28 protein-coding genes are annotated in these 26,579 nt (G+C 74.3%); 9 read left to right on the top strand and 19 right to left on the bottom strand.

Features of this window, described 5'->3' with window-relative positions; all coding sequences use genetic code 11:
* Positions 1-215: 215 nt before the first annotated feature.
* The 6 genes from AB0Q99_RS20215 to AB0Q99_RS20190 all read left to right on the top strand — a co-directional run bounded on the left by AB0Q99_RS20215 (position 216) and on the right by AB0Q99_RS20190 (position 6,139).
* Complete coding sequence (locus AB0Q99_RS20215; RefSeq protein ID WP_363573653.1) at positions 216-1,394, top strand: peptidoglycan-binding protein; 1,179 nt, start codon at positions 216-218, stop codon at positions 1,392-1,394.
* Positions 1,395-1,673: 279 nt separating this feature from the next.
* Positions 1,674-2,714 carry an LLM class flavin-dependent oxidoreductase gene (locus tag AB0Q99_RS20210; protein WP_363573651.1) on the top strand — a complete coding sequence of 347 codons (1,041 nt, stop codon included), beginning with the start codon at positions 1,674-1,676 and terminating at the stop codon, positions 2,712-2,714.
* A gap of 713 nt (positions 2,715-3,427) precedes the next feature.
* Positions 3,428-3,811 (top strand): hypothetical protein, encoded by a 384-nt coding sequence (locus tag AB0Q99_RS20205; protein WP_363573649.1) that lies wholly within the window; start codon positions 3,428-3,430, stop codon positions 3,809-3,811.
* A gap of 115 nt (positions 3,812-3,926) precedes the next feature.
* Positions 3,927-5,231, top strand: coding sequence for a hypothetical protein (locus AB0Q99_RS20200; protein ID WP_363573647.1), 1,305 nt, complete (start codon positions 3,927-3,929; stop codon positions 5,229-5,231).
* 34 nt (positions 5,232-5,265) lie between these two features.
* A complete protein-coding gene (locus AB0Q99_RS20195; protein WP_363573645.1) occupies positions 5,266-5,709 on the top strand; it encodes a roadblock/LC7 domain-containing protein in 444 nt (147 codons plus the stop codon).
* A 55-nt stretch (positions 5,710-5,764) separates the two neighbouring features.
* Positions 5,765-6,139, top strand: coding sequence for a hypothetical protein (locus AB0Q99_RS20190; RefSeq protein ID WP_363573643.1), 375 nt, complete (start codon positions 5,765-5,767; stop codon positions 6,137-6,139).
* 35 nt (positions 6,140-6,174) lie between these two features.
* On the opposite strand, the gene AB0Q99_RS20185 is transcribed toward AB0Q99_RS20190, so the two are convergent.
* The 9 genes from AB0Q99_RS20185 to AB0Q99_RS20145 all read right to left on the bottom strand — a co-directional run bounded on the left by AB0Q99_RS20185 (position 6,175) and on the right by AB0Q99_RS20145 (position 14,385).
* The gene (locus AB0Q99_RS20185) at positions 6,175-6,309 is read right to left on the bottom strand and encodes a hypothetical protein (RefSeq protein ID WP_363573641.1); all 135 of its coding nucleotides are present in this window, start codon (positions 6,307-6,309) and stop codon (positions 6,175-6,177) included.
* The gene (locus AB0Q99_RS20180) at positions 6,306-6,710 is read right to left on the bottom strand and encodes a DUF6188 family protein (RefSeq protein WP_363573639.1); all 405 of its coding nucleotides are present in this window, start codon (positions 6,708-6,710) and stop codon (positions 6,306-6,308) included. Before AB0Q99_RS20180 ends, AB0Q99_RS20185 begins: the two co-directional genes overlap by 4 nt.
* 110 nt (positions 6,711-6,820) lie before the next feature.
* Complete coding sequence (locus AB0Q99_RS20175; protein ID WP_363573637.1) at positions 6,821-7,948, bottom strand: NUDIX hydrolase; 1,128 nt, start codon at positions 7,946-7,948, stop codon at positions 6,821-6,823.
* A gap of 229 nt (positions 7,949-8,177) precedes the next feature.
* Positions 8,178-9,056: an SGNH/GDSL hydrolase family protein gene (locus tag AB0Q99_RS20170; RefSeq protein WP_363573809.1), complete on the bottom strand. Its 879-nt coding sequence runs from the start codon at positions 9,054-9,056 to the stop codon at positions 8,178-8,180.
* Positions 9,037-10,344, bottom strand: a complete 1,308-nt coding sequence (locus AB0Q99_RS20165; RefSeq protein WP_363573635.1) for a glycosyltransferase — start codon at positions 10,342-10,344, stop codon at positions 9,037-9,039. The genes AB0Q99_RS20170 and AB0Q99_RS20165 overlap by 20 nt, the downstream gene beginning before the upstream one ends.
* On the bottom strand, positions 10,341-11,576 hold the full coding sequence (locus AB0Q99_RS20160) for a glycosyltransferase family 1 protein (RefSeq protein ID WP_363573633.1): 1,236 nt from the start codon (positions 11,574-11,576) through the stop codon (positions 10,341-10,343). Before AB0Q99_RS20160 ends, AB0Q99_RS20165 begins: the two co-directional genes overlap by 4 nt.
* Before the next feature lie 167 nt (positions 11,577-11,743).
* Positions 11,744-11,932, bottom strand: a complete 189-nt coding sequence (locus tag AB0Q99_RS20155; RefSeq protein WP_363573631.1) for a DUF1508 domain-containing protein — start codon at positions 11,930-11,932, stop codon at positions 11,744-11,746.
* 173 nt (positions 11,933-12,105) lie between these two features.
* Positions 12,106-12,753, bottom strand: coding sequence for an HNH endonuclease family protein (locus AB0Q99_RS20150; RefSeq protein ID WP_363573629.1), 648 nt, complete (start codon positions 12,751-12,753; stop codon positions 12,106-12,108).
* A gap of 249 nt (positions 12,754-13,002) precedes the next feature.
* Positions 13,003-14,385 (bottom strand): amino acid permease, encoded by a 1,383-nt coding sequence (locus AB0Q99_RS20145; RefSeq protein WP_363573627.1) that lies wholly within the window; start codon positions 14,383-14,385, stop codon positions 13,003-13,005.
* Positions 14,386-14,808: 423 nt separating this feature from the next.
* Between AB0Q99_RS20145 and AB0Q99_RS20140 the strand changes: the two genes are divergently transcribed.
* A complete protein-coding gene (locus tag AB0Q99_RS20140; RefSeq protein ID WP_363573625.1) occupies positions 14,809-15,033 on the top strand; it encodes a hypothetical protein in 225 nt (74 codons plus the stop codon).
* Between the two features lie 76 nt (positions 15,034-15,109).
* Here the strand turns inward: AB0Q99_RS20140 and AB0Q99_RS20135 are convergent, their stop codons facing one another.
* Both AB0Q99_RS20135 and AB0Q99_RS20130 read right to left on the bottom strand, forming a co-directional pair.
* On the bottom strand, positions 15,110-17,206 hold the full coding sequence (locus AB0Q99_RS20135) for an MMPL family transporter (RefSeq protein WP_363573623.1): 2,097 nt from the start codon (positions 17,204-17,206) through the stop codon (positions 15,110-15,112).
* Positions 17,207-17,344: 138 nt separating this feature from the next.
* Complete coding sequence (locus tag AB0Q99_RS20130; protein WP_363573621.1) at positions 17,345-18,286, bottom strand: deoxyribonuclease IV; 942 nt, start codon at positions 18,284-18,286, stop codon at positions 17,345-17,347.
* Between the two features lie 347 nt (positions 18,287-18,633).
* Between AB0Q99_RS20130 and AB0Q99_RS20125 the strand changes: the two genes are divergently transcribed.
* On the top strand, positions 18,634-19,716 hold the full coding sequence (locus AB0Q99_RS20125; RefSeq protein WP_363573619.1) for a right-handed parallel beta-helix repeat-containing protein: 1,083 nt from the start codon (positions 18,634-18,636) through the stop codon (positions 19,714-19,716).
* Between the two features lie 73 nt (positions 19,717-19,789).
* Positions 19,790-20,824, top strand: a complete 1,035-nt coding sequence (locus AB0Q99_RS20120; protein WP_363573617.1) for a methyltransferase — start codon at positions 19,790-19,792, stop codon at positions 20,822-20,824.
* Positions 20,825-20,940: 116 nt separating this feature from the next.
* Here AB0Q99_RS20120 and AB0Q99_RS20115 read toward each other — a convergent pair whose 3' ends face one another.
* The 8 genes from AB0Q99_RS20115 to AB0Q99_RS20080 all read right to left on the bottom strand — a co-directional run bounded on the left by AB0Q99_RS20115 (position 20,941) and on the right by AB0Q99_RS20080 (position 26,572).
* A complete protein-coding gene (locus tag AB0Q99_RS20115; protein WP_363573615.1) occupies positions 20,941-21,633 on the bottom strand; it encodes a class F sortase in 693 nt (230 codons plus the stop codon).
* A gap of 102 nt (positions 21,634-21,735) precedes the next feature.
* A complete protein-coding gene (locus AB0Q99_RS20110; RefSeq protein WP_363573613.1) occupies positions 21,736-22,191 on the bottom strand; it encodes a hypothetical protein in 456 nt (151 codons plus the stop codon).
* Positions 22,192-22,540: 349 nt separating this feature from the next.
* Positions 22,541-22,861: a TcmI family type II polyketide cyclase gene (locus AB0Q99_RS20105; protein ID WP_363573807.1), complete on the bottom strand. Its 321-nt coding sequence runs from the start codon at positions 22,859-22,861 to the stop codon at positions 22,541-22,543.
* Positions 22,862-22,866: 5 nt separating this feature from the next.
* The gene (locus AB0Q99_RS20100; protein WP_363573611.1) at positions 22,867-23,322 is read right to left on the bottom strand and encodes an SRPBCC family protein; all 456 of its coding nucleotides are present in this window, start codon (positions 23,320-23,322) and stop codon (positions 22,867-22,869) included.
* Between the two features lies 1 nt (position 23,323).
* Positions 23,324-23,584, bottom strand: a complete 261-nt coding sequence (locus AB0Q99_RS20095; RefSeq protein ID WP_363573609.1) for an acyl carrier protein — start codon at positions 23,582-23,584, stop codon at positions 23,324-23,326.
* A 62-nt stretch (positions 23,585-23,646) separates the two neighbouring features.
* Positions 23,647-24,888, bottom strand: coding sequence for a beta-ketoacyl synthase N-terminal-like domain-containing protein (locus AB0Q99_RS20090; protein WP_363573607.1), 1,242 nt, complete (start codon positions 24,886-24,888; stop codon positions 23,647-23,649).
* A gap of 5 nt (positions 24,889-24,893) precedes the next feature.
* Positions 24,894-26,150: a beta-ketoacyl-[acyl-carrier-protein] synthase family protein gene (locus AB0Q99_RS20085; RefSeq protein WP_363573605.1), complete on the bottom strand. Its 1,257-nt coding sequence runs from the start codon at positions 26,148-26,150 to the stop codon at positions 24,894-24,896.
* The gene (locus tag AB0Q99_RS20080; RefSeq protein ID WP_363573603.1) at positions 26,147-26,572 is read right to left on the bottom strand and encodes a cupin domain-containing protein; all 426 of its coding nucleotides are present in this window, start codon (positions 26,570-26,572) and stop codon (positions 26,147-26,149) included. Before AB0Q99_RS20080 ends, AB0Q99_RS20085 begins: the two co-directional genes overlap by 4 nt.
* Positions 26,573-26,579: the final 7 nt, after the last annotated feature.

Here is a 26,579-nt window from a genome sequence, read left to right as displayed (position 1 = left end):
GGCCCCGACGGGGTGGAATGCGCCCCCTTCCGCACGACCGCCCGCCCCCGCACGGGCGCCCGAATCGCACGCGGGGGCGAACCGCCCCCGCTGAGTCGAACGGCCGGGCGAGCGCGGGCGGTTCAACGCCGCGTATTGCGCCGTCGGGGTCAATCCGCGGCGCGGACCTGCCGATACCGGAGGTGATGCCCTCACTCCGTTCGGAGGAGATCGCCATGCCCGACCTGTGGCTGCCCGGTGCCGAGATCCACGACCTCGGCGACCACGCACCGACCGACCAGCAGTACCCGCCGAAGGCCATCGCGCACATCACCTGGGACCGCGACGCGACCGCCGCCGCACCGCAGGACTGGGTCCCCTACGAGGACCTGGTGAGCTACTTCACCGGCAGCGGCGCCGGCGACGCGCCGCACCTGGTCTGGGACCCGTTCAGCGGCCGGACGACGCAGCTGTTCCCGGCCGACTCCCGCTCGAAGAGCCTGCTCAGCCCGGCCGAGAGCCCGACCCGCACCAACCGGGCCGGCCGGGTGGTGATCCAGATCGAGGCGGTGTTCTTCCCCTACTGCCGCTACCAGGGGCGGGTCTACCCGCGGCTGCTCGACACCCCCTGCGCCGGCTGGGGGCGGATCCACACCTGGATCGCTTCCTTGGGCGTCCCCGACGTCTGGCCGATGGGCCGGCCGACCGACTTCTCCGGCCACCGCGACGAGAGCGTGTGGGAGACCCGCGGCGGCTGGTACGCGCACGCCCACGTCCCGTTCAACGACCACACCGACCCCGGCTCCTGGCCCGACCTCGCGGCCGCCTCCGGCACCCCGGCCCCGCCGCCCCCGGGGGACGCCACGCCCGCCCGCTACCAGGTCTCCATCAACGGCCTGCCGTACGGCTACGGCGCCCAGGGCTACCAGGTGACGGCGGTCGGGCAGGCGCTCGTCTCGCGCGGCTTCGGCAGCCACTACCACTCCGGCCCCGGGCCGACCTGGACGGACGCGGACACCGAGAACTACGCCGACTACCAGGGGAGCCTGGGCTACTCCGGGCAGGCGGCGGACGGGGTCCCCGGCGAGGGCTCGCTGAACCGGCTGCTCGGCTACCTCCCGGGGCAGCGGTCGGTGTCGGTCGCCCACGTGGTCTCCGCCGCGCGGACCGACCCGGGCGCCGAGCAGGGCCACCGGACGTACGGGTCCGAGGTGGCGATCGTGGAGCAGGCGCTGGTGGACGAGGGGCTGCTCGAACAGCGCTGGGTGGACGGCTCCTTCGGCAGTCGCACGGTCGCCGCGTACGCGGCCTGGCAGCGGCGCTGCGGGTACCAGGCGGGCGCGGCGGACGGCATCCCCGGACAGGCTTCGCTGCACCGGCTGGGCGCGGCGCGGGGCTTCACGGTGACCGACTGAGCGGCGCCCGTCCGCCGGCCTGAGCGGCGCCGCTCGCCGCAGGTGTTCAGGGGAGGTGTCCCGGCAGGCCCGGACGCGGCCGAGGTTGCTCCGTCGTCGGGTGCCCGATCAGGAGCGGGCGGGAGCGTCCGGGTCCGCTTGGGGGCGTCGGGACCGTCCTCGCGGCCCGGTCGTGCTCGGCGCGTCCCTCGGGGCCGGTGCCGGGGCCACCGGGTGAGCACCGCGGTCCGGCCCGGCCCGGGGGAATGCCCGCGCCGCGGCGGAGCGTTCTCCACCCACGTGACCAGCGTCAGGCCCGCCGTCAGGCTCTCCGTGCTCGACCGGTCCCGCACCCGTCAGGGGGAGGAGCCGGCCCGGGCGCTGCGCGACACACTGGACTTCGCCCGCGCGGCCGAGCGGCTCGGGTACCACCGGTTCTGGGTCTCCGAGCACCACGGGGTGCCGGGGGTGGCCGGCTCGGCGCCCACCGTGCTCGCCGCGGCGGTGGCGTCGGCCACCTCGCGGATCCGGGTCGGCACCGGTGGGGTCATGCTGCCCAACCACCGGCCCTTGGTGGTGGCCGAGCAGTTCGGTGTGCTGGCGGCGCTGTTCCCCGGCCGGATCGACATGGGCCTCGGCCGCTCGGTGGGCTTCACCGACGGTGTCCGGCGGGCACTCGGGCGGGAGAAGGACGCGGCGGACGACTTCGGCGCCCAGCTCGCCGAACTGCTCGGCTACTTCGACGGCTCGCAGCGGGCGCACCGCGGTGTGCGTGCCCGGCCCGCCGAGGGACTGCACGTCCCGGCCTTCGTGCTGGCCACCGGCGCGGGCGCCGACCTCGCCGCCGACGCCGGGCTGCCGCTGGTCATCGCCGCCGCGCACGGGGAGGACCGGATGCTCGAGGCGATCGACCGTTACCGTGCCCGGTTCCGGCCCTCGGCGCAGGCCGCCGAGCCGTACGTGGTGGTCTCGGGGACGGTCGCGGTCGCCGGGACCGCCGAGCGGGCCCGCGAGCTGCTCGTCCCGGAGGCCTGGTCCGGTGCGTACTCCCGCACCCACGGCGAGTTCCCGCCGCTGGCCCCCGCCGCCGAGATCCGCGCCCGGTCGATGACGGCACGGGAACGGACCGCGTACGAGCAGTCGCTCACGGGCCACATCGCGGGCACCCCGGAGCAGGCCGCCGCCGAACTGGCCGCACTGGTGGAGCGCAGCGGCGCGGACGAGTTCCTGGTCACCACCAGTACCTACGACCGCACCGCGCTGTTCGATTCCTACCGCCTGCTCGCCGAGGCGGTCGGCCAGGTCCGAGCCGGCGGTGATCTGCCCGGGCACGATTTCTGACCAGGCGTGATGACCTGCTACTGTTCTTCTTGTCGAGAGGGAGTGATCTTCCGGAGAGCGAATCTCTCGAACAGGCGTCAGCGGTGCTACCAGAGCACGTCCTACTTTCAGTAGGAAGAGTCCGTGCGACCCGGGCCTGGCGCTCCACCCGAAGGGGCTCGTTCCGTCCAGCGGAACGGGCCCCTTCGTCATGCCCGGCGTCCATGGCTGTCGTCCGTGGCTGCCGGCGATGAGCGTTCCTCATGGCGATTGCCATGAGCGCCTCTCATGTCGTGGTGCCCATGAGCGTTCCTCATGCGGCGCCCATGAGCGCCTCTCATGCCCTGGCGTCCATGAGTGTTCCTCGTGCCCGCCGCCATGAGCGCCCCTCATGGTCGGGCCCAGGTGTTCGCCTCTCGCGCGCCTGTCCCCTTATCGCATTTCGTGGCTCGAAACCTGCCGGCGCGGGCCGGTATCGGCCAAGGTCCCTGTGCCAGGTGGCCGAGGAGCGCCGTTCCCGAACGATCGACGGGCCAGCGGTTTTGCCTGTCGGCCGGATCTGATGCATCGTCATACCTTGGCCGGAACTAGCTGCTTCTGGTGTGAATATGCCATTGGAATGTTCGTCATACGTGATCCGGCAGTAGCCTTCCGTGTCGAACCTGCCACTGCTCGTGGCGATCCGGCCGGTGCCGCGCGGCGCCCGGCCGTCCAGACCCCGCGAAGGAGCCGGTGTGCCGGGTATCGACGAATGCCTCTCCGGAGCGATGGCGATCGCCGGAGCCCGGGCCGCGAGCCTGGTCGACTGGAGCAGCGGGCTCGCCCTCGGCAGCGTCGGAGACAGCCCGACGGGCGAGCACGAGACCTCCGCCGCCGAGGCAACGGACCTGGTGCGAGCGGCTGTTGAGAGCCAGACCTTCACGGTGGCGGAGGATCGGCGATCACCGCTGGAGGACATCATCGTCACTGCCGGCCGCAGTTACCACCTGATCCGCTTTATCGACACCGTCTTCGACAGCCGGCTGGTACTGCACCTCTGGCTCGACCGTACGGACGGCAATCTCGCCGTCGCCCGCTTCCGCCTCCAGGCGCTGGCCGAGGAACTGGTGCTGGGGTGAACCAGGCGACCGCGAGATCCGTTGACCGCCTGGCGCCCGTCGTGTTTCGGCCGTCGGCCCGCCCCTCCGCCGTCCTCAGATCCGACGCCCGAACCGAAGTCCGGCGGTGGCCCACATGACCACCGCTGCCACCGCTGCTACCGCCACCGCTGCTACCGCCACCGCTGGTACTGCCGCCACCGGTACCGTCCCGGCCCCGACCGAGTACGCCACGCCGCGGACGCCGGGTGAAGCGCTCGCCCTGCTCGCCGACCGCCGGGCCACCGGCGCGCTGCAGGGACCGCTCGGCACCATCCACCTCGTCGACGGCGAGGTGGCCGGCGCCGATTCCCCGCGCGCACCCGGCCTGGCCGACCTGCTCACCGGCTGCGGCCGGATCACCGCCGAGGACTGGGCGGAGCTCGTCCACGTCCACGGACCGCAGGCGCGGGTCGGCGACGAGCTGGTCGAACGGCGGCTGCTCACCCGGGGAGAGCTCGAACTCGGGCACCTGGGAACGCTGTTCGACGCGGCCTTCTTCGTCCTCGCCGATCCGGGCGGCGGCCTCTGGCGGTTCGAGCCCGATGTCTGGCACTGGCTCGGACCGGTCACGACCGTCGCCCCGGACCGGCTCTGCCGCGAGGTCGAACGCCGTCGCCGGCTCCTCGACCGGATCTGGCCCTGGGCACAGCTCGACACCGCACCGGTCCGCCCGGTCGAGCACAACCGTCGGCCCTCCCACCGGCCGCCGGGCCGCCGGCGGCGTGAGCTGCTCGACCACGCCGACGGCCGAAGAACCCCGGCGGACCTGGCCCGCCTGCTCGGTCGCTCCGGCTTCGGTGTCACGGCCGATGTCCGCCGTCTGGCCGCCGCCGGACTGCTCGACGCTCCGGGACCCGTCCTGCCGGGGCCCGTTGCGCCGGGGCCGGCCGCCCCGGGACCCGTCGTGCCAGGGCTCGTCGTCCCGGCTCCGGCCGCCGCGCAACCCGCCGCACGACCCGCCGAGACGCCGCCCGCCGAGGCCGGCCCGCCCGTCGAGACACCATCCGTCGAGACGCCGCCCGCCGTCCACCCGCCGCCCTCACCGCCGGCCGCCGATTCCACCGCCACGGCGGGAACGACGCCCGGCGGCCTGCACCGTCGGATTCCCGGCGCCACCCTGCGCGGCGTCCGGGCGACGAGCGTCACGGCGGCCGGTGCCGGGGCCACCGGTGCCGGGGCGGCCGGTGTCAGGACGACCGCTGCCACGGCCGCCTACGCCGCCTGGGCCGGCGCCGCGACCGCCCCGCCCCCGACGGAGTTCGCCGCGCCGACCGACGCCGGAACGTCGGCCCGCCCCGAACGCCAGCCCACCCCGGCAGCGGCCCACCCGCTGACCGTCCCCGACCCGGACATCGCGCTGCTGACCCGGGTCCGAGACCTTCTGGAGGCCCGACTTTGACCCATTCCCCGCCCACGACCCCGCCGTTCCGGCCATGAGGCGGGCGCTCAAGCAGCGTGTCGGAAGGAGACAACTGATCGCCTTGGAGACCGAGCTGCTCGCCGAACTCCGTGCCTGCAAGCACCGCGTCCCGCACCTCGCGGGCGGTCTGGTGGCCAGCGTGGACGGCTTGCTGGTCGCGCACGACACCCACGGGACCGAACCCACCGGCCTGGCCGCGATGACGGCGGCCTCGCTGTCGCTGGCCCAACGGCTCGCCGACACCACCGGCCAGGGTGAGTTCCGGGAGTCGTTGGTGCGCGGCGAGTACGGCTACGTCGCGACCTACGCGGCCGGCGGCAGCTGCGTGCTGACACTGCTGGCGCATCCGGACGTCAACGTCGGCCGCCTCCACCTGGAGGCGCGGCGCAGCGCCCGGCGCATCACGGGGCTACTCAACGACGCCCTCGTGTCCAAAGACCCGCGCGACGCGGGCTGACCCGAACCACCCATCTCATCGCACCACCACCCAACAACGAACGGGAGTTACCCAGATGACCGACGCACCCGGCGCACTCAAGCAGGCCATGACCAGCATCGAGGGCGCCATCGGCGCCGCCCTGGTCGATTACAACAGCGGCATGGCCCTCGCCACCCTGGACGGCCCCGGCGGCTTCGACCTCAACGTGGCCGCGGCGGGCAACACCGACGTGGTCCGCGCCAAGATGCGCACCATGGACATGCTCGGCCTGGGGGACGGGATCGAGGACATCCTGATCACCCTGTCCAGCCAGTACCACCTGATCCGCCCGCTCACCGGCCGCACCGGCAAGGGCCTGTTCCTCTACCTCGCCCTGGACAAGGTCCGCGCGAACCTGGCCATGGCCCGCCACCAGCTCACCAAGATCGAAGCCGATCTGGAGGTCTGACGCCCGCCCGGGCAGGAGGAGTCCCCGGCGGCGGCTCAGGCCCCGCCGGGCTCCCCCTCGCCTCCGGCGGCCACGGCGAGGCTCCCTCCGGCCTCCACCACGACCTCCACCACGGCCTCCACCACGACCTCCACCACGGCCTCCACCACGACGTTCACCGCGACGTTCACCGCGTCGTCCGCGGCTCCGGCCAGCGGACCTCGCCGCCCGCCAGGGCCTCGCACGCCACACCCCCCGCGGTCAGCACGCTCCACGGCGCGAGCTGCGCGTGCGGTGGGACGGACAGCGCGCCGCCCCCGGTGAAGCCCAGTTCCAGTCCGCCGGCCAGGGTGATCCGGGCGGTGGCGACGGTCCGCCCGACCAGGTCCAGCAGGGCGGCGCTCGGCTGGAAGGTCAGCGCCGGGAAGAAGTGCCCGACCTCCTCCGGCGCGGCGAACGACGGCGCCGCGAACCGGAATTCGTGCGACACCCGGACGGTCACCTCGCCGTCCAGCCGCAGGTCCAGCCGCCCGCCCCCGCTGACCGCCGCCACCCGACGACCGGCCAGCACCTGTGTGATCGCGTTCTGCATGCCCCCAGTCTGTCCCCACCGGAGCCCGGTCCGTTCACCTGTCGGGCAGCGCGTCCGCCCCGCCCTCCGGCGACCCGGCCGCCCCTCCGGCAACCAGGCTGCCCGCCCGGCTACCCGGCAGCGCGTCCGCGCACCAGCTCGACCGGCCCGCCCGACCCCTCCCGGTTGGCCAGCGCGGCGGCCGTGCGCTCCCAGGACGGCCCGGTCAGCAGTGCCCGCGCCTCGGCCGGATCGCAGAGCCGCCACTCCACCAGCTCCTCCTCCTGCAGCACGATCGAGTCGAGCATCCCGTCCGTCACCGTGCCCCCGTCGTACACGTACACCAGCACGGCGGTGTCCCGGCCGGTCGCCGGGTCCGCCCCCGGATCGGCCGCCGCCCCCGGCTGCCAGTCGAGGGCCAGCAGCGGCCCGGGCTCGACCTCCCACCCCAGCTCCTCGCGGGCCTCCCGCAGGGCGGCCGCCCGGGGCGTCTCCCGGTCCGCCTCGACCCCGCCGCCCGGCAGGGTCCAGTACGGTTCCTGCCCGCCCGGCCCGTCCCAGGGCCGCAGTCGCACCAGCAGCACCCGCCCGGCGGTGTCGGTGAACAGCGCCCGCGCCTTCGCCCGGATCCGCGGCAGGCGGGCGTAGTAGGTGTCCCGGTCCAGCGGCGGCTCCGACCGCTGCTCGACCTCCGGGTTCAGCCCCGGGGCGGCGGCCAGCCCGAGGTAGTCGGGCACCGGCCCGTCGGCGGGCAGCTCCCGCAGCGTGTGCCCGGCCGGCCGGCTGTCCTCCAGCTCCAGCGGCCCGGCCGTCCGCGGCACCCGCAGACAGGCCGTCACCCGGCGCGACAGCAGGGGCGGCAGCGCCTGGCCCGCCTGGTCCGCGGTCAGCCAGGTCCATCCGCCGATCTCGACGGCGTCCGGCCGGATCGCCGTCGCCTGCCGCTCCGTCAACGGCTCGGCCCAGTACAGGTACGCCACGATCGGCGGACGGTCCGGGTGCAGCGCCCAGTCGACGCAGGCGAGCGGCCCCAGCCGGGGAGTGAACCCGAGTTCCTCGCCGATCTCCCGCAGCGCGGTGTCCCGCGGCGACCGGTCCCTCGGCTCCCAGCCGCCGCCCGGGATCGCCACCGGATGCTCCCGGTCGTAGGGCAGCCGCACCACCAGCAGCCGCCCGCACCGGTCCGGGAACAGCACCCCGGCCGCCGCCAGGATCCCCCGACCATCCGGGCCAGTGCCCGCCACTCCGACCCCTGCCACGCCGACTCCCGCCACCCCGACTCCCTCCGCCGTGCGCTCTCCCCGGTCACGACAACCCGGGCCACCCCCATGGTTCCCAGCCGACGGCCGCGCCGATCACCACCGCCGGGTGACCAGGGGCGCCCCGCCCCCGTCGCGCGCCCGTCGTGCCCCCACCGCGCCCCACATCGCCCCCACCGCGCGCGCCGCGCCCCGCTGCCACGCGCCCCCCCGCCGCCTGGCCCGCCCGTCACCCCAGGGACGCCAGCGCCTGCGCCGCCGCCCGGGCCATCTGTTCGTCGTGCCGCCCGCTCGCGCCCCGCAGCCGGGCCGCCGCCTCGCCCGCCGCGAGCGCCAGCAGCCCGGGCAGCAGGTCGGTGCTGCGCGCCGCGACCCAGCGGGTGCCCTGGGTGGCCATCCACCACAGGTCGGCGCGCAGGCTCGGCGCCGGCTCGGCCGGTGCGGCGGTGGGCGGCGGGCCGAGCGGGTGTCCGGCCTCGGCGAGCAGTTCGTGGAAGCGGCGGGCGATCAGGTGGTGGCCCTCGGCGCTGGGGTGCAGCCGGTCCACGCTCAGCAGACGCCGTTCCTCCAGCCACGGCAGCTCGGCGAGGTGCAGGTGCACCGCCCGGTGGCGCACGGTGAGGGCGTGCACCACCGTGTTGACCGCCCGCATCCGCCGGGCCAGCGGACGGGTGAGCGCTGCCGGGAGCCCCAGCAGGGTGCCCGGGTCGGGCAGGCAGGCGGTCAGCAGGACGGCGCCGTGGCCGGACAGTTCGCCCAGGGTGGCGTCCAGTTCCAGCGTGGTGCGCCGGATGTCGAAGCCGCCCCGGAGGGTGTCGTTGCCGCCGACCACCACGGCCGCCAGCTGCGGCCGCAGTGCCAGCGCCCGCGGGAGTTGACGATCCGTCAAGTCGGTGGTCAGTGCGCCGCTGCACGCCAGGTTGGTGAACTCGACCGCCCGCCCGTCGGGCACCAGCGCGTGTGCCAGGACGGCCGCCCAGCCGCGCCAGCCCTCGCCCACCGCGTCCCCGACTCCCTCGGTCAGCGAGTCCCCGAGCGCGACGAACCGCGTCAACTCGCCCGCCGGTGAGCGATCCTCCGCCACCCGGTCAGGACCGGTGCCGAGCATGCTCATCCCAACCCCCTTCCACCGCGCCGCCGTTGCGGACACCGTCCACCGCGCCGCCGTTGCGGACACCGTCCGCCGCGCCGCCGTTGCGGACACCGTGCGCCGCGCCGCCGTAACGGACACCGTGCGCCGCCAGGAACGCCGCCACCGCAGCCGGCCAGCCGTAGCGCTCCGCCTGCGCCCGGGCGGTCGCGCGCCGCGCGCTCTCCGGCCGGCCCAGCAACTGGCGTACCGCGGAGGCGAATCCGCCTCCGGTGTCGGCCGCCGCCACACCGGCGAGCCCGACCAGCCCGGGCAGCGCGGAGGAGCGGCTGACCACGACCGGCGTCCCGCAGGCCAGTGCCTCCATCGCGGCCAGCCCGAAGGTCTCCACCGGCCCGGGTGCGAGCACCACGTCCGCGCAGCCCAGCAGCCGGGCCAGTGCCGCGCGCCCGCTCAGGTGCCCGAGGAAGCGCACCGGCAGCCGCAGCCGCGCGGCCCGCTCCGCCAGCCGCTCCCGCAGCGGACCGGTCCCGGCCACCACGAGGACGGCGGGCACCCGCCGGCCCCGCAGTACGGCCAGCGCCTCGATCGCCCGCTCGGGCCGCTTCTCCGCCGAGAGCCGCGAGCACAGCACCAGCAGCACCTCCTCCGGCGCGGCGTACCGGGCCCGCTCCGCCGCCCGGTCGTCCTGCGGCAGCGGCCGCATCGCCTCCAGGTCCACCCCGAGCGGCGCCCGGACCAGGTTCGGGGTGCCGATCCGCCGGAATTCCGCCGCCGCCCAGTCGGTGGTGCACAGCACCGAGTCGTACGCCCGGGCGGTCGCCGCGTTGAGCCGGTCGGCGGCCGCGTCCGCCAGCGGCCCGGGCACGCCCCGGGTGCGCAGCACCCCGGCGGCGCTCTCGTGCGACACCATCACCGAGCGCACCCCGTGCCGCCGGGCCCAGGCGCCGGTCCAGCGCAGCGTGGTGCGGTCGGACACCTCCAGCCGGTCGGGGGAGAGTCTGGTCAGCTCGGCGGCCACGGCCCGGCGGTCGGTGAGCAGCCGGTAGCCGCCGCTGGCCGGCAGCACCGGCCCCGGCAGGGTGAGCACGAGGCCCTGCTCGGTCTCCTCCGCGGAGCGCCGCTCGCCGGGCACGATCAGCACCGGCCGGTGCCCGGCCGCCCGGTAGCCGGTGCCGAGGTGGCGCAGCGCGGTGCGCAGGCCGCCGGAGACCGGGGTGACGAAGTTGGCCAGCCGCACGATGGTCAGCGCCTCGCCGGCCGGGGCGGAGGCCGGGCCGGCGGCTCCTCTCGGGGCGGAGATCATGCCGGCAACTCCTCCGGCAGGGCGGCCGCGGCCGCCGGGCCCTTCGGGAGCGGTCCGACCGGCGCCGGCGCGGGGGACGCCACCGGCACCCCCCGGTGCTCCGCCAGCACCTCGGCGTAGTGCCGCAGCAGCAGGTCCCCGACCGCCTCCCAGGTGCGCGCGGTCACCTCCGCCCGCCCCGACCGCCCGTACGCGGCCCGCCGCGCCGGGTCGGCGGCCAGCTCGGCGACCGCCCGGGCCACCGCGGCGCCGTCCCGGGGCGGCACCAGCAGCCCGGTGCGGCGGTGCGCCACCAGGTCCAGCGGACCGCCCGCGGCCGGGCCGATCACCGGCACCCCGCTCGCCATCGCCTCCTGGATGGTCTGACAGAAGGTCTCCAGCGGGCCGGTGTGCACGAACACGTCCAGCGTCGCGAAGCAGCGCGCCAGTTCCTCGCCGGTCCGGCGGCCCAGGAACACCGCGCCGGGCATCGAGGCCTTCAGCCCGGGCGCCGAGGGGCCGTCCCCGACGATCACCACCCGCACCCCGGGCAGCGCCGAGGCCGCCGTCAGCAGGTCGACCCGCTTCTCCGGCGCCAGCCGCCCGACGTACCCGACCAGCACCTCCCCGCCCGGCGCGAGCGCCCGGTGCAGCGCCTCGTCCCGGTGCCGGGGGTGGAACCGCACCGAGTCCACGCCGCGCGGCCACAGCTGCACCCGGGGCACCCCGTGTGCGGTCAGGTCCTGCGCGGCCGGGGTGGACGGCGCCAGGGTACGGGCGGCCGCCCGGTGCACGGCCCGGATCCGCCGCCACGCGGCGGCCTCGCCGAGCCCCCGCCCGGCCCGGTAGGCGTGCGCGTACCCGGCGAGGTCGGTCTGGTAGACGGCCACGGCGGGCACCCCGAGCCGCGCCGCCACCTGCCCGCCGCGCGCCCCGAGCACGAACGGACTGGCCAGGTGCACGATGTCCGGCCGGTGCCCGGCGACCGCGGCCGCCAGCTGCCGGCTCGGCAGCGCGATCCGCACCTGCGGATACCCCGGCAACGGCATCGACGGAATGCGCACCACGGGGATCTCCGCCGCCTCGGCAGTCCCGAAGGTCTCCGGCGGGCACTCCGCGCCCCGCGCCGGCGCGGGGGTGACGACGAGGGGCTGATGGCCCCGGCGGACCAGGTGCTCGGCCGTCCGCAGCACGCTGTGGGCGACCCCGTTGACCTCGGGCGGAAAGGACTCGGTGACGATGACGACACGCATGCCAGTGTTCTGTCCGCACCCGGCGTGCACCCGGCCAAAGGGATCTGTCGTACAAGCGAACGCGGGTCGGCGATTTGCACCACCGACCCGCGTCCCCTGCTGCCTGATGTCTGCTATCTGCTGTTCGACCTGCCGAGTGTCAACGGCCGACCGCTGCCGCCCCGGCCTCACACCGACCCGGCGGCCTCCTTGAGCTCCGCGTACGGCGCGAGCTTGCGGATCGACTCGATGCTCCTCAGGCAGTCGTCCTTGCTCTCCTCCGGGTCGCCGGTCACCACGACCGACCCGTTGCTCGCCTTGAGCCGGAACCGGTGCATCCCGGTCTCGTCCACGTACAGCTCGAACCTGCCCGCCATGTCAGCAACAGCCTTCCGCTCGGTTGACCCCCTGGCACCGCACCGTAGGCGCCGGCGCGGTGCGGGGCGCGCCGGAGGCGGCGTTCGAGTGGACTTCCCCTGGCGGCGCCCCGCGCCGGCCGCTCCGTTCCGACCGGTCCGGCCGGCGCGGGGCGCCGCCAAAGCGGCGGTGGTCAGCAGCCGTTGAGGATGCCGGTGAGCGCGGTCTTCTCGGCGCTGTCGACGCCGAGGCCGTAGTACTGCTTGACCTGGACCCAGGCGCGGGCGTAGGTGCAGCGGTAGGAGGCCTGGGGGAGCCACTCGGCGGGGTCGCGGTCGCCCTTGGAGCGGTTGCTGCCGGCGGACACCAGGAGCAGCTGGGGGCGGGTGACGTCGTTGGCGAAGGCCTGGCGCTGGGCGGTGGTCCAGGACCAGGCGCCGGAGGCCCAGGCCTCGGAGAGCGGCACCAGGTGGTCGACGTCGAAGGAGGAGGCGCTGGTGGTGGTGACGTTGTCGTACGGCGAGGACCAACTGCCGCTGGTGGCCTTGCAGGAGGTGTCGGTGGCGACGTCGGTGCCGTCCCGCTTGACCACCCACTCGCGGGTGTCGCAGGTGCCGCTGATGGTGATCCAGGCCGGGAACAGCGTCCGGTCGTAGGTGTTCCCGTGGGTCTCGGCGGTGGCGGGCATCGCGGCTAGGTAGGCGCGGGCGGTGGCCGCGGAGATCGGGGTCGGCAGGGCGGCCTGGGCCGGGGTGCCGGTTGTGAGCACGGTGGCGGCGGCGAGGGCGGCGGCGGCCGGGACGCAGGGCAGGAACCGGCGTATGGACGCGGTGGGGGCCATGGCGAACGCTCCATCATCTCATCGGATGAGCTGCTGAGTTGCGTGCGCCAGTGTGGCGAACCCGTCGGCTACGCGGGTAGACCCAGGAGGTGAAATCCTCGTGGATATCCGGTCTTTACCGGTCGATTGCCGGTCCATGGCCGGTGAATTGCTGACACGTGTCGGTCATTGCCGGGCAATTCCGGTATTCGGAAGAGGAGTTCGGGGCCGGCCCCGAACCGGCCCCGGGCATCGGCCGCCGCCGGGAGGTCAGTCGCGGCGGCGGCCCGCCATCCAGACGTAGACCAGGATCCCCGCGAAGAGGAACAACACGCCCTGGTAGACGGCGGCGTAGCCGGCCCCGGCCAACAGCCAGAGCGAGAAGGCGAAGCCGCCGAGCCCGAGGGCGGCGTCGCGGACGAGCCGGCCGTTGTCCACGGTGTCGGTGGCGCCGCGGACCAGCCAGTACAACTGGGCGGCGGTGGAGAGCAGATAAGGGACGGTGGCGGTGAAGGTGGTGACCAGCACCAGGATGTCGAAGGCACCCTTCGCCCCGCTGGCGAAGTTGAGGACGGTCAGCGCCGAGGCCAGGGCGACGCTCACCACCACGCCGAAGACCGGCACTCCGCGCCGTTCCTTCGCGAAGACCGCAGGGAAGAGGCCGTCCTTGGCGGCCGCGTACGGCGCCTGGGCGGCCAACAGGGTCCAGCCGTTGAGGGCGCCGGTCATCGAGACCAGTGCGGCGACGGCGATCGCCGTACCGCCCCAGGAGCCGCCGAACATGGCGTCCACGGCGTCCGAGAACGGCGCGGTGGAGTGGACGAGTCGCTCGTGGGCGACGCTGCCGAAGACCGCGAGGGTGCCCAGCAGGTAGACCACCGCCGCGCTGGCGGTGCCGAGCACGCTGGCTCGGCCGACGTTGCGCTCCGGGTCGCGGACCTTCCCCGCGCTCATCGCGGCCGACTCCACGCCCAGGTAACTGAACAGCAGGATCGCCGCGGCGGCGGTCATGCCGCCCGCCCAGCCCCGGCCGTTCCCGTCGAAGGGTCCGAGGTTCTTCGGGTCGAAGAAGCACAGGCCGCCCACCGAGACCAGTAGCAGCGGGATGAACTTCAGGACGGTGGAGACGAGTTGGACGGCTCCCACGTACCGCGTCCCGGCCAGGTTCGCCAGCGCGGGCAGCCACTGGAAGGCCAGCGCCGCGGTGATGCCGAACGCGGTGGAGTGGCCGACCGGCAGCAGCACGTCGAGGTAGCCGACGGCGGCGACGGCGAGCGCGGCGTTGCTGACCCAGGTGGTGATCCAGTACGACCAGGCGGACAGGAAGCCGGCGAAGTCCCCGAAGGCCTCCCGGGCGTAGACGTACGGCCCGCCGGTGCGCGGGTCGCGGCGGGCCAGTTGCCCGAAGACCAGCGCCAGCGCGATCGCGCCCACGGTGAGCACGGCGAAGGCGGCCAGGCTGACCGTCCCGTACGGGGCCACCGCGGCCGGGATCATGAAGATGCCGCCGCCGATGATGTTGCCCATCACCAGGGCGGTGGCGGTCGCCAGCCCGAAGCGGCCGTTCTTCGCGGGAGTCCGGTCGACCGGGGCCGGGGTCTCCGGGCCGTCCGGTCGGGTCGCCTGCCGGGGTGCGGCGGGACTGGTCTGCATGAGGGTGGTGCGCCTTTCGTGGTCCTGCTCAGGCTCCGGCGGCGCGCTCGGTGGAGCGTGCGGAGTGGGCGGAGCGACCGTTCATGCTCGGACCGGGCGGCATCGTGCACCAAATCGACGGGATTTGTTCAGTCGGTCCGGCGCTTCGCCGGAAGACTTGCGGTGGTACGGCGATCCGACGGGCACTCGTCCGGCGTGCTCCGACCGGCCGTTCGACCACGTACGCGAACGGGCCACCCGGTTCGTCCGGGAGGGGGAGTTGTGTCACCCGAATGCCTCAGCCGGGTTGCGATGGAGGCGGGTTCGTGCGGGTTCGTGTGCAAATCTGTGCCGGTGCCGCGGGGTGGCCGGGTGTGCTTGTGGCCGGCCCCGGGGCGCTTCTCCTCCCATGCCAGAGACCACCGACCACCCAAAGGACATCTGATGTCGTTTCGTGGAAACGCCCGCAAGCTCGCCGTGATCGCCGCCGTGACGGGCGCCGCCGCTCTCGCGGTGCCGGTGCCGGCGATGGCCGCTTGGCACGCGTCGGACTCGTCGACCTCGGCGAGCCTGGAGACGGGCTCGGCCGGTGTCGGCCTGTTCGGCCCGCACGCCCAGTGGCTCAACGCGCACGAGCACACCGACGACAAGTGCATCGGCGACTGCTGATCGACTGCTGATCGGCCGCTGATCGACGGGTGAGCCCGGGTGCCGCGCGGCGGCACCCGGGCTCACCCCTGCCCGCTCACCCCTGCCCGCTCGGCGGCGCCTGCGCGACCGCGCCGGGACGGGCCAGCCGCCCCGGCCACCACATGTGCCGGTCCAGGTCCATGGTGAGCGCGGTGACCAGCACCGAGCGCACGATCAGGGTGTCGAGCAGCACGCCGAGGGCCACCGCGAAGCCGATCTCGGCGAAGCCCACGATCGGCAGGGTGCCGAGCACGGCGAAGGTGCTGGCGAGGATCAGGCCGGCCGAGGTGATCACCCCGCCGGTGGCGGACAGCCCGTTCAACGCCCCCTGCCGGGTGCCGTACTGGGCGGACTCCTCCCGGATCCGGGTCATCAGGAAGATGTTGTAGTCGATTCCCAGCGCGACCAGGAAGACGAAGACGAACAGCGGGAACGCGTTGTCCTGCCCCTGGAAGTGGAAGACGTGCGCGAAGAAGAAGGCGCTGATCCCTAGCGCCGCCGCGTACGACAGCACCACGGTCGCGATCAGCACCAGCGGCGCCGTGACGGCTCGCAGCAGCACCGCCAGGATCAGCAGCACCACGCCGAGGACCAGCGGGATGATCGCCCGGTTGTCGTGCGCCGCGGCGCGTCCGGCGTCCAGCACCACGGCGGTGCTGCCGCCGACCTTGGCGTCCGCGCCCGGCACGGCGTGCACGGCGGCCCGCACCCGGTCGACGGTGTCCTTGGCGGCCCGGCTGTCCGGCGGATCGGCGAGGGTCGCCTGGAACAGGGCCTGCCCGCCGTGGACGACCGGTGGCGTGGTGGCCGCCACCCCGGCCGTCGTCCGGGCCGCCTCCCGGACGGCGGGGGCGCCGGCGTCGGTGGAGATGACGGTGAGCGGTGCGCCCGTTCCGCCGGGGAAGTGCTCCTCCAGCACCTGCTGGCCGACCACCGAGTCCGGTGTGCCGGTGAAGGTCCCGGCGGTGCTGAGGCCGTTGGCGTCGAGCGAGACCAGTCCGATGCAGCAGGCCGCGAGCGCCAGCGCCGTCGTCACCCACACCTTCCGGGGCCGACGGCCGATCCAGGTGCCGATGTGCGCCCAGCGGCCGGTCCTGGTCGGCTCCGGCGTGCCGTACCCGGGCCGGACCGGCCAGAACACCCAGCGGCCGACGATCACCAGCAGGGCGGGCAACAGGGTGAGCATCGCCACGAGGGCGACCAGGACGCCGATCGCGCAGACCGGGCCGAGGCCCCGGGTGGAGTTCATCTCGGCGACCAGCAGACAGAGCATGGAGACGATCACGGTCGCCGAGGAGGCGATGATGGCGGGCCCGGCCCGGTGCAGGGCGAAGGCCATCGCCTCGTGCCGGTCCTGGTGGCGGCGCAGCTCCTCCCGGTAGCGGGCGGTCAGCAGCAGCGCGTAGTCCGTCCCGGCGCCGAGCACCAGGACGATCAGGATGCCGGCGCTCTGCGCGTTGACGGTCAGTCCGGTGTGTTTCGCGAGCAGGTAGATGATCGCCTCGGCGACGGTCAGCGCCCCGGCCGCCGAGACCAGCGGCAGGATCCACAGCACCGGGCTGCGGTAGGTGAGCAGCAGCAGGATGATCACCACGCTGACGGTGGCGGTGAGCAGCGAGCTGTCGATGCCCGCGAAGGCCTCGGCCTGGTCGGCGCCGACACCGCCGGGGCCGGTCACGTGGGTGGTCATGCCGTTGCTGTCGGTGGCGGCGATCCGGCGCAGCTGGTCGACGGCGGGTTTGAGGTCGTTCCAGCCGTTGCTGCCGATGTCGATCGGCACGGTGGTCTGCATGGCCTGGCCGTCGGTCGAGACCACCGGTCCGTTCACCGGCCCGACGACGTGCGGCACGGCGGCGAACCGGACGGCGTCGCGGGTGGCCTCGGCCCGGTCGGCGGGGGTGATGCCGCTGGTCCGCTGGTACACCACGACGGCCTGGGCGGTGTCCACCGGCTGGAAGGCTCGCTGCTCGTCGAGCACCCGGGTGGACTCGGCGTTGCCGGGCAGCCAGCTGGACGCCTGGTTGTCCTCGGCGCCCATCAGCTTTCCGGCCAGCGGGCCGGCGGCCACCAGCAGCACCAGCCACAGGGCGAGCACCACCCACTTGCTGCGACGTCCGCACGGCAACTCGGCGAGTTTCCGGGTCGGAGACATGGAACGACCCCCATGGAAGGCAGGCGGCAGTGATCCGTACCAGCCTGCCACCGGCCCCGTCATCCGGCAGCTCCGGCGGCAGCTGCTCCGGCCCGCACGCGCGCGGTGCGGGCCGGGGGCCGCCGGCGCCCGGAGCCCTCAGGCGCGGACCTCGGCCCGCTCCCGCAGCCGCTTCAGCACGGCGATGTCCAGCGCGTGCCCGGTGCCGTCCCCGCCGTGCTTGCGGTCCGGGGTCTCCACCAGAAGGGGGACGCCGGCCGTCTCCGGGTGCTCGAACAGCTCGCGGAACGGCTCCGCGCCGATCATCCCGGCGCCGATGTTGGCGTGCCGGTCCTTGCGGGCGCCGACGACGTCCTCGGAGTCGTTGGCGTGGATCAGCCGCAGTCGGCCGGGGCCGGCGGCGGAGGCCAGGGCGTCCAGTGCGGCCGTCACCCCGCCGGGGACCGCCAGGTCGTGCCCGGCGGCGAAGGCGTGGCAGGTGTCCAGGCAGACTCCCACCTTCGGGTGACCGTCCAGGGCCTCCACGTACTCGGCCAGCTCCTCCAGCCGCGAGCAGAGCGAGCTGCCCTGACCGGCGGTCGGCTCCAGCAGCAGCCAGGGGGCGTCCGCGCCGAGCGCGTCGAGCTCGTCCAGCAGCGGCCGGACGTCCTCGCGGACCTGCGCCATCGCCTCGGTCCGGCGCGGGCCGCCGCCGGGTGCCGTACCGACCGCCGAGCCGGTGTGCAGGACCACCCCGAGCGCGCCGATGGCGTGTCCGCGGCGCAGCGAGTGCCGCAGCGAGTCGGCCGAGCGCTCGCGGGTGGCCGGGTTGTCCGAGCCGAAGTTGATCAGGTAGGGCGCGTGCACCCAGGCGGGGACGCCCTGTTCGGCGCAGGCGGTGCGGAACTGCTCGTCCTGCGCCGGGTTGCCCGGGGGAGTGGCCCAGCCGCGCGGGTTGGCGACGAACACCTGCACCGTCTCGGCGCCGACCCGCCGCGCGTACGCCAGACCCGTCCCGGCCAGCCCGCGGCCGGCCACCGGCACATGGGCGCCGATCGGGTTGCGGGCGGTGGCGACGGACGGTACGAGCGCGGTGGTCATGGCCCCGAGGATGTCACGCGCCGGGGCGACGGTGCGGGGCGGGGCGCGGCGGGCGCCCGACGGCAGGGCTTCCCGGCCCGGCGAAACCGCGCGCCACGCCGGGCCGTCCCCCGCCCGGCCGACGCCCCGTCAGTCCCGCAGCCCAGCCCTGGTGGCGACCCCACCCGGGCGACCGTACCGTCGACTCGGCCGCACCCACCGGCCGTCACCGCCCGCGCACAGCGCGTCAGCCCACACCGCCGCGCCGGGCCGGACACCCGACACCACCACGCACACCGCGACACACCACGAAGCACCCCGACACACCACCACGAACACCGCGCGCGCCGAAAGACAGGTCACCACTCATGCCCACGCGACGGGTCCACCACCTCGCCGCGGCCACCGCGGCCGCCACTGCCCTGACCACCGCCTTCGTCACCCTGGCCGCCGCGCCCGCGGCCCACGCCGTCGACCTCGGCCGACTGCACCTCGTCCAGTCGGGCGAATCGATTCAGCAGGCCGTCGACGCCGCCCGGCCCGGCGACACCGTCCTGGTGCTGCCCGGCACCTACCGGGGCAGCGTCCGCATCACCACCCCCCGCCTCACCCTGGTCGGCTCCGGCCCGGACAGCGTGATCACCCCCGGCACCGGCAAGGAGAACGCCTGCGCCACCGCCGGGCACGGCATCTGCGTCGACGGCACCGAGACGGACCCGCTGCCCGACGTCACGATCGAGGCCCTCGCCGTCACCGGCTTCGCCAAGAACGGCATCGACGCCAGCGGCACCACCGGCTTGACCGTCCGCCACACCTACGTCCACGACAACGCCCAGCAGGGCATCAGCCAGGAGATGTCCACCCGGGCCGCCATCCTCGACAACCGCTCCACCGACAACGGCCAGTCCGGCGTCTTCCTCGCCAACTACGCCTACCGCGAAGGCGGTTCGCCCGACACCGGCGGCACCGTGGTCGAGGGCAACGAGCTGACCGGCAACCGGGTCGGCGTCACCGTCCGCCGGCTGCGCGGACTGGCCGTCCAGGGCAACGACATCAGCGGCAACTGCAGCGGCGTCTTCGTGGTCGGCGACGAGGGCGTGCCCCGCGCCGGGAACCTGGACGTACGGCGCAACAAGGTCGTCGCCAACAACAAGTTCTGCCCGGCCAACCCGCGCCTGGGCGCCATCCAGGGCGCCGGCATCGTGCTCACCGGCACCGAGGACACCCGGGTCACCGACAACGAGGTCCGCGACAACACGGGCACCTCGGACTTCTCCGGCGGCATCGTCCTCTTCAAGAGCGTCGTCGGCATCTCCAACACCCGGGCCGTCGTCACCGACAACCGCCTGAGCGGCAACGGCCCGGCCGACCTCGCCGACCGCGACGCCGGCGCCGGCAACACCTTCGCCCGCAACACCTGCGAGCGCTCCGAGCCCTCCGGCCGCTGCTGAGCACCCCACCCCCTCGCCGCCCGACCCGCCCATCGTTTCCAGCCCCTCGCCGCCCACTCCCAAGGAACCGCGAATGACCACTGCACGCGTCCACACCGGCCCGCAGGCCGCGATGCGCCTGCGCGAACTCGTCTTCGGCGCCGCCTGCGCCGCCGCCGTCCGCGCGGCCGCCCGGCTCGGCGTCGCCGACGTGCTCGGCGACACCGCGACCACCGTCACCGACCTCGCGGTCGCGCTCGACACCGAACCCCGCCAGCTGCGCCGCCTGCTGCGCGCGCTCACCTGCTACGGAATCTTCGCCGAGAGCGGCGACGACCGCTTCGAGCACACCGAGATGTCCCGGCTGCTGCGCGAGGACGCCCCCAACTCCCTGCGCTACATCTCCCTCTGGTGCACCGAGCCGTGGACCTGGGAGGCCTGGCCGAAGCTGGACGAGGCGGTCCGCTCCGGCCGCAACGTGTTCCCGGAGCTGTTCGGGAAGGAGTTCTTCGACTACCTGCACAGCGAGGGCGGCGACTCGGCGAAGGTCTTCGACAAGGCGATGACCACCTCCAGCCGGCAGTCCGCCCGGGATCTCGCCGACTACCTGGACCTCACCGACGTCGACTCGGTGGTCGACATCGGCGGCGGCCAGGGCCACGTGCTGGCCAGCCTGCTGGAGAAGCACCCGGCGCTGCACGGCACCCTGCTCGACCTGCCCAAGGTCGTCGCCGGCGCCGATCCCCGGCTGCGGGAGGGCGGCGCCTTCGCCGCCCGGGCCCGGCTGGTGCCGGGCGACTGCCGGGTGGACATCCCGGTCCGCGCCGACCTGTACATCATCAAGAACATCCTGGAGTGGGACGACGAGAGCACCCGCCGCACCCTCGCCAACGTGGTGGCGGCGGCCCACCCCGGCGCCCGCGTCGTGGTGGTGGAGAACCTGGTCGACAACAGCCCGTCGATGCGCTTCACCACCGCCATGGACCTGATGCTGATGCTCAACGTGGGCGGCGCCAAGCACTCCGAGGAGAGCATGGTCCGGCTGATGGAGGAAGCCGGTCTGACGGTCACCGAGGTGTGCCCGGTCAACCCCTACCTGCACGCCTTCGAGGCCACCGTCCGCGGCTGACACCGACGTCCGGCGCAGGAGCCCGGCGCACGCGGCCGGTACGCGACGCCGCACACGACGACCGCCGGCCCCCGGGAGATCGGGGACCGGCGGTCGTTCGCGTGCGGGTGCCCCGCTCAGGCCGCCTTGGCGGAGGACTCCAGGTGCGCGAAGACCACCACGTTGTCCAGGTAGTCCCGCCGCTTCTTGTCGTACGTGCCGCCGCAGGTGATCAGGCGCAGCTGGGCGTCGGGGGTCTTGCCGTACACCCTCTTGTCGGGGAAGGCGTCCTTGGCGAAGGTCTCCACCGCGTCGACCGTGAACACCGCGACCGTGCCGTCCGCTCGGCTCACCTCGACCTTGTTCCCCGGCAGCAGCAGGCTCAGCAGCAGGAACACCGCCGGGCCCTTGGTGGTGTCCACGTGCCCGGCGACGACCGCGCTGCCGCGCTCGCCCGGGGTCACGCCGTCGCGGTACCAGCCGACCAGGTTCTTGTCGTCCGGCGGCGGCGCGTTGAGCTGGCCGGCCGGGCCGAGGGTCAGCTCGGTGAACGGCGCGTCCACGCCGATCTGCGGGATCCGCAGCCGGGTCGGCTTGGCGCGCTTGAGCGCCGGCGCACCCGGTGCGGCTGCCGCGGGCGGCGGGGAGGCGGCGGCCGACGGCCCGGGCACGGCCGGTGCGGCGGCCGCCGGGGGAGCGGCCTGGGTGGCCGCCGCGTCGGTGCTCGGCCCGGTGTCCACCGAGTTGTAGATCAGCAGCAGACCTACCGCTGCCGCGCCCATCCCGGCGCGCAGCAGCCGGGGCATTCCAGGGGTGGGACCGCCCGTCATTCCTGTCCTCCGCTCAACCGGTTCCGAACGGCCCGCCGCCCCCGAGGCGCCTCACCCCGGCCGGGGAGGCGCCCGGAGGCGGCGGAATCAGGGTGCGCGGTGTCAGGCGACCGCGCCGGAGGCACGGCGGCCGCGGCGCAGGGCGAAGGCGCCGGCCCCGAGGCCGCCGAGCAGCAGCACCGCGCCGGAGGCGAGCCCGCCGCCGGACAGTGCCAGACCGCCGCCGCCGGTGTGCACGCCGCCGTGCGGGGTCGTGTGGTCCTCGTCCTTGGCCTCGGTGCCCTTGTGTTCGCCGGAGCCCTTGTGCTCCTCGGAACCCTTGTGCTCCTCCGTGCCCTTGTGCTCCTCGGAACCCTTGTGCTCCTCGGAGGCGCCGCCCTTCTTGTCGTCGGCGGGCTTCGAACTGTCGGCAGCGCCCTTGTCGGGCTTGTCCTGCTTCTCCTGCCAGGTGAGGTTCTTGCCCTGGTCGGCGGCCCCGTCGGCGAAGGCCATGGGGGCACCGGCGGTGAGGACGGCGGCGACGGCCGCCCCGGCGAGCAGCGTGCGTGCAGAACGCATGAGGTTGTTCCTTCCGGCGCGCGGGCCCGCGACTGCCGGCACGGTGCCGGACAAGAGGACTCGCGGGGGGTGTGCGCCTGATCCACCGTCATCCACCGTGCCGCCGCCTGCCACCGGAGCGTGGCAGCGCCGGTACGGACCGTACGCCCTTCGGGTGGAGTCCCGGGTGTGTTCACCCGGCTGCCCGGGCGATCCGGGTGAAACCGCTCAAGGCGCCGGAGCGCCCGAGCCGTGCGTGTACGAGGCAGGGCGCTCGGGAGGCGGGGCGCTCGGGGGAACGGACCCGGGAAACGAGCCGGGCCCGCCCCCGGCACACGGCCGGGGACGGGCCCATCGGGGGCGCGCGGGTTCAGCGCTCCCAGCGGTAGAACTCCCGCGCCATCGCATCCTTCGGCTCACGCCAGGTGGCCGGGTCGTAGGCCTGCACGAAGGCGGTCAGGCGGTCACTCACGGAGCGGAACTCCGGGTGCCCGACGACCTTGGCGACGGCCGGGCCCGGCGGTCGGTCGGCCTCGATCAGGTGCAGGTAGACGTCGCCGAACTGGAAGAGGCTGCGACTGGTCACGCCGATCAGGTGCGGGAGTTCGCCCTGGTCGGACTCGGCGAACACCTCGGCGATGTCCGGCGCCGCCTCGGGCTTCATCCGGGCGACGATCAGGGCCCGGTGCATGCCGCTCACAGCTCGGCCGCCCGCTTCTCGACCTTCTCCCGGATCAGCTGCAGCTGGATCCGCGAGTTCTTGTTGATGTGGTCGACCATGCCGGCGTCGTCGACCGGGGCGGTGGGCTTCATCGCGAAGTCCTGGATCCAGCGCATCTTCGTGCCGGCCGGGACCTCCGCGTACTCCCAGCGGATGTCCATGAACTCGAACGGGCCGGGTTCGACCCGGCGGGCGCGCACCGCGAGCGAGGACTTGTCGGTGGTCCGCTCGGAGACCCAGCTCCACACCTGGCCGTTCTCGTCCGGGTGCATGGTGAGCCGGAACCGCACGCGGTCGCCGTCGCGCTCCAGGACGTCGACGGAGGCGTACTCGCTGAAGAGCTCCGGCCAGTTCTCCAGGTCGTTGGTGATCTCCCAGACCAGGTCGAGCGGCGCGGCGATGACGATCTCGTTGTCGGTGTGTCCGGGCATCTCAGGCACCGGCCTTCGCGGAGAGGGAGGAGTTGACCAGCGCGAGGAACTCGGCCGGGGTCTTGGCGGACTCGGCGCCGGAGGTGACCTTGAGGCCGTGCCGGTTCTCCAACTCGCCGACGACGCCGAGCAGTCCGAGTGAGTCGACGCCGAACGCGTCGAACTGCGCGCCCGGCTGCTCCAGGTCGGCCGGGGCGACGGTGACGCCGGCCCGGGCCTGCAGCAGGGTGGCGAGTTCCGGATAGCTGAGGGTGTTGCTCACGGGGTGTTCCCTTCGGAGGTGTGACGGAGCGGGGTGTGACGGAGCGGGGTGTGACGGAGTGGTCAGGACCGCTCGCCGCGCCGGAGCACCAGCGCGGAGTTGGAGCCCATCAGCCCGCGGCTGACCACCAGGGCGGTGCGCAGCTCGGCGGGGCGGGCGCGGTCGGTCACCAGCGCGAGGTCGTGGCAGACCTCGGTGACGTTGGGGGTGGGCGGTAGGACGCCGTCCTCCATGGCCAGTACGGCGGCGGTCACGTCCAACAGCGGGGCGCCGCAGTAGGCCCGCCCGGTACCGGTCTTGGGGGCGGTGACCGGGACCCGCTCGGCGGCCGGGCCGAGCGCGTCGGCCAGTGCCAGCGCCTCCGCCCGGTCGGCGGCCGGCACGCCCAGCGCGTCCGCGAAGACCACGTCGATCTCCTCGGCCGCGATCCGGGCCTCGTCCAGCGCGATCCGGATCGCGGCGGCCAGCCCGTCCCGGGACTCCTCCCAGCGGGAGGCCCCGGTGAAGGTGGCGCCGTGCCCGGTCAGGTACGCCCGGACGGTGGCACCGCGCCGTCGGGCGGTCTGCTCGTCCTCCAGCATCAGCATCGCGCCGCCCTCGGCGGGGGCGAAGCCGCAGGCCTTCGCGGTGAACGGCAGGTAGGCCTCCTCGGCCCGCTCGGCCAGGCTGAGTTCGGGGTAGCCGAGCTGGCAGACCATCGAGTACGGCGCCAGCGGAGCCTCGGCCGCGCCGACCACCACCGCGTCGGTGCCGCGCTCGATCGTGCGGGCGGCGTGCGCGAGGGCGTCCAGGCCGCCGGCCTCGTCGCTGGCGACCACCGCGCACGGGCCCTTGTAGCCGCCGCGGATCGAGATCTGGCCGGTGCTGGCCGCGTAGAACCAGGCGATGGACTGGTACGGACCGACGAACCTCGGGCCCTGGCCCCAGAGTTGCTGGAGCTCGCGCTGGCCGAACTCGCCGCCGCCGGAGCCCGCCGCGGTCACCACGCCGACCGCGAAGGGTTGTTCGGCGTCGGCGCGGAAGCCGGCGTCCTCCACCGCCAGATCGGCGGCGGCCATCGCGTAGTGCGTGAAGCGGTCGGTCTGCACCAGGTAGCGGTTGTCGATCGCCGACTGCGGCTCGAAGTCCTGTACCTGGCCGGCGATCCGGAGCGGCAGCCCGGTGCAGCCCTCGCGGGAGATCCGGTCGAGGACGCTCACGCCCTGGCGGGTGGCCTTCCAGAAGGCATCGGCCCCGACACCGTTCGGTGCCACCACGCCGAGGCCGGTGATCACCGCCCGGCGGCCCTGCTGACGTGACGTCATGGAACTCACCCCGTTCTGTTGAGCACGACGGCGGACTGGAATCCGCCGAATCCGCTGCCGACCGAGAGGATGTGGCTCAGCGGCAGCTCGCGCGCGGTGCGCGGCACGTAGTCGAGGTCGCACTCCGGGTCCGGAGTCTCGTAGTTGGCGGTCGGCGGCACGATGCCGTGGGCGAGCGCCAGGGTGCAGGCGACGACCTCGATCGCGCCGATCGCGCCGAGCGAGTGCCCGACCATCGACTTGATCGAGCTCATCGGCGTCCCGAAGGCGTGCGCGCCCAGCGAGCGCTTGACCGCGGCGGTCTCGTGCCGGTCGTTCTGCTTGGTGCCCGAGCCGTGCGCGTTGACGTAGTCGACGTCGGTGCGGTTGACCCGGGCGTGGTCGAGCGCGTGGTCGATCGCCCGGGACATCTCCAGCCCCTCCTTGGTGAGGCCGGTCATGTGGTACGCGTTGCCGAAGGTGGCGAAGCCGCCGACCTCGCCGTAGATCCGGGCGCCGCGGCGGCGGGCGTGCTCCAGCTCCTCCAGCACCAGGACGGCACCGCCCTCGCCGAGCACGAACCCGTCGCGGTCGGCGTCGAAGGGACGGGAGGCGTGCTGCGGGTCGTCGTTGCGCTCGCTGGTGGCCTTGATGGCGTCGAAGCAGGCGACCGTGATCGGCGAGATCGGGGAGTCGGAGGCGCCGGCGACGCAGATGTCGGCGCGGCCCTCCTCGACCGCCTGGAAGCCGTAGCCGATCGCGTCCAGACCGGAGGTGCAGCCGGTGGAGACGGTCTGCACCGGGCCGCGCGCGCCGGTCCGTTCGGCCACCGTGGAGGCCAGCGTGCTGGGGGCGAAAGCCCGGTGCAGCTGCGGCTGCGCCTGCCGGTGGTCCACGTCCCAGCGGGCGCCGGCGTCGCTGACCAGCGCGTAGTCGTGCTCCAGCCGGGTGGTGCCGCCGACGGCGGTCCCGAGCGAGACGGCGATCCGCCACGGGTCCTCGGCGGCGAGGTCCAAACCGGCGTCGGCGATCGCCTCGTCGGCCGCGACCATCGCGAACTGGACGTAGCGGTCGGCCCGTTGGACGTCCTCCGGGCCCAGCCCGTGGGCCGTCGGGTCGAAGTCGACCTCGGCGGCGATCCGGGAGCGGAACCCGGTGGGGTCGAAGAGCGTGATGCCCCGGGTCGCGGTGCGGCCGGCCGTGAGGAGGTTCCAGAACGCCGGGATCCCGACCCCGCCGGGCGCGACCACACCGATCCCCGTGACGGCGACGCGCCGGGTCACGAGGCCACCTTGGCGTGTTCCGGCGGGCCGGAGGTGGCGGACTCCTCGGTGGTCACGTGGCCCAGGTCGGGGCGCGGGGCGAGCGGGCCGAGGTGGAAGACCATCCGGGCCTCGGTGTCGCCGACGTTGCGGAAGCGGTGGCGCATGTTGATCGGGATCATCAGGCCCTGGTCGGGCTTGAGCGGGTGGGCCTTCCCGTCCAGGTCCACCTCCAGCTCGCCGGAGACGACGAACACGAACTCCTCGGAGTACGGGTGGTAGTGCTCGCCGATCCGCTCGCCGGGCCGCACGATCGCCAGGCCCATGAAGCCGCTGGTCGCCCCGCAGCTGGTCGGGGTGAGCATGGTGCGTAGCTCGGCGCCGTGCCGGCGGTTCTCCGGAGCCTCGTCGACGTTGACGATCCGTGGATACTGCGTGGTCATGGTGCTC

Origin of the sequence: Kitasatospora sp. NPDC086791, from assembly GCF_040685975.1 — a bacterium.
In the GTDB taxonomy this organism is placed as follows: Bacteria; Actinomycetota; Actinomycetes; order Streptomycetales; family Streptomycetaceae; genus Kitasatospora.
This window is presented reverse-complemented; position numbering and strand designations above follow the sequence as displayed.

What these genes read in the sequence shown, in the direction of transcription:
- AB0Q99_RS20165 (WP_363573635.1), bottom strand. Translation starts at nt 10,344, where the DNA reads ATGATCTCCGCCCCGAGAGGAGCCGCCGGCCCGGCCTCCGCCCCGGCC.
- AB0Q99_RS20115 (WP_363573615.1), bottom strand. Translation starts at nt 21,633, where the DNA reads ATGACGGGCGGTCCCACCCCTGGAATGCCCCGGCTGCTGCGCGCCGGG.
- AB0Q99_RS20100 (WP_363573611.1), bottom strand. Translation starts at nt 23,322, where the DNA reads ATGCCCGGACACACCGACAACGAGATCGTCATCGCCGCGCCGCTCGAC.
- AB0Q99_RS20080 (WP_363573603.1), bottom strand. Translation starts at nt 26,572, where the DNA reads ATGACCACGCAGTATCCACGGATCGTCAACGTCGACGAGGCTCCGGAG.
- AB0Q99_RS20130 (WP_363573621.1), bottom strand. Translation starts at nt 18,286, where the DNA reads ATGACCACCGCGCTCGTACCGTCCGTCGCCACCGCCCGCAACCCGATC.
- AB0Q99_RS20180 (WP_363573639.1), bottom strand. Translation starts at nt 6,710, where the DNA reads ATGCAGAACGCGATCACACAGGTGCTGGCCGGTCGTCGGGTGGCGGCG.
- AB0Q99_RS20160 (WP_363573633.1), bottom strand. Translation starts at nt 11,576, where the DNA reads ATGCGTGTCGTCATCGTCACCGAGTCCTTTCCGCCCGAGGTCAACGGG.
- AB0Q99_RS20155 (WP_363573631.1), bottom strand. Translation starts at nt 11,932, where the DNA reads ATGGCGGGCAGGTTCGAGCTGTACGTGGACGAGACCGGGATGCACCGG.
- AB0Q99_RS20140 (WP_363573625.1), top strand. Translation starts at nt 14,809, where the DNA reads ATGTCGTTTCGTGGAAACGCCCGCAAGCTCGCCGTGATCGCCGCCGTG.
- AB0Q99_RS20135 (WP_363573623.1), bottom strand. Translation starts at nt 17,206, where the DNA reads ATGTCTCCGACCCGGAAACTCGCCGAGTTGCCGTGCGGACGTCGCAGC.
- AB0Q99_RS20125 (WP_363573619.1), top strand. Translation starts at nt 18,634, where the DNA reads ATGCCCACGCGACGGGTCCACCACCTCGCCGCGGCCACCGCGGCCGCC.
- AB0Q99_RS20150 (WP_363573629.1), bottom strand. Translation starts at nt 12,753, where the DNA reads ATGGCCCCCACCGCGTCCATACGCCGGTTCCTGCCCTGCGTCCCGGCC.
- AB0Q99_RS20200 (WP_363573647.1), top strand. Translation starts at nt 3,927, where the DNA reads ATGACCACCGCTGCCACCGCTGCTACCGCCACCGCTGCTACCGCCACC.
- AB0Q99_RS20190 (WP_363573643.1), top strand. Translation starts at nt 5,765, where the DNA reads ATGACCGACGCACCCGGCGCACTCAAGCAGGCCATGACCAGCATCGAG.
- AB0Q99_RS20145 (WP_363573627.1), bottom strand. Translation starts at nt 14,385, where the DNA reads ATGCAGACCAGTCCCGCCGCACCCCGGCAGGCGACCCGACCGGACGGC.
- AB0Q99_RS20195 (WP_363573645.1), top strand. Translation starts at nt 5,266, where the DNA reads ATGAGGCGGGCGCTCAAGCAGCGTGTCGGAAGGAGACAACTGATCGCC.
- AB0Q99_RS20215 (WP_363573653.1), top strand. Translation starts at nt 216, where the DNA reads ATGCCCGACCTGTGGCTGCCCGGTGCCGAGATCCACGACCTCGGCGAC.
- AB0Q99_RS20110 (WP_363573613.1), bottom strand. Translation starts at nt 22,191, where the DNA reads ATGCGTTCTGCACGCACGCTGCTCGCCGGGGCGGCCGTCGCCGCCGTC.
- AB0Q99_RS20170 (WP_363573809.1), bottom strand. Translation starts at nt 9,056, where the DNA reads ATGCTCGGCACCGGTCCTGACCGGGTGGCGGAGGATCGCTCACCGGCG.
- AB0Q99_RS20090 (WP_363573607.1), bottom strand. Translation starts at nt 24,888, where the DNA reads ATGACGTCACGTCAGCAGGGCCGCCGGGCGGTGATCACCGGCCTCGGC.
- AB0Q99_RS20120 (WP_363573617.1), top strand. Translation starts at nt 19,790, where the DNA reads ATGACCACTGCACGCGTCCACACCGGCCCGCAGGCCGCGATGCGCCTG.
- AB0Q99_RS20105 (WP_363573807.1), bottom strand. Translation starts at nt 22,861, where the DNA reads ATGCACCGGGCCCTGATCGTCGCCCGGATGAAGCCCGAGGCGGCGCCG.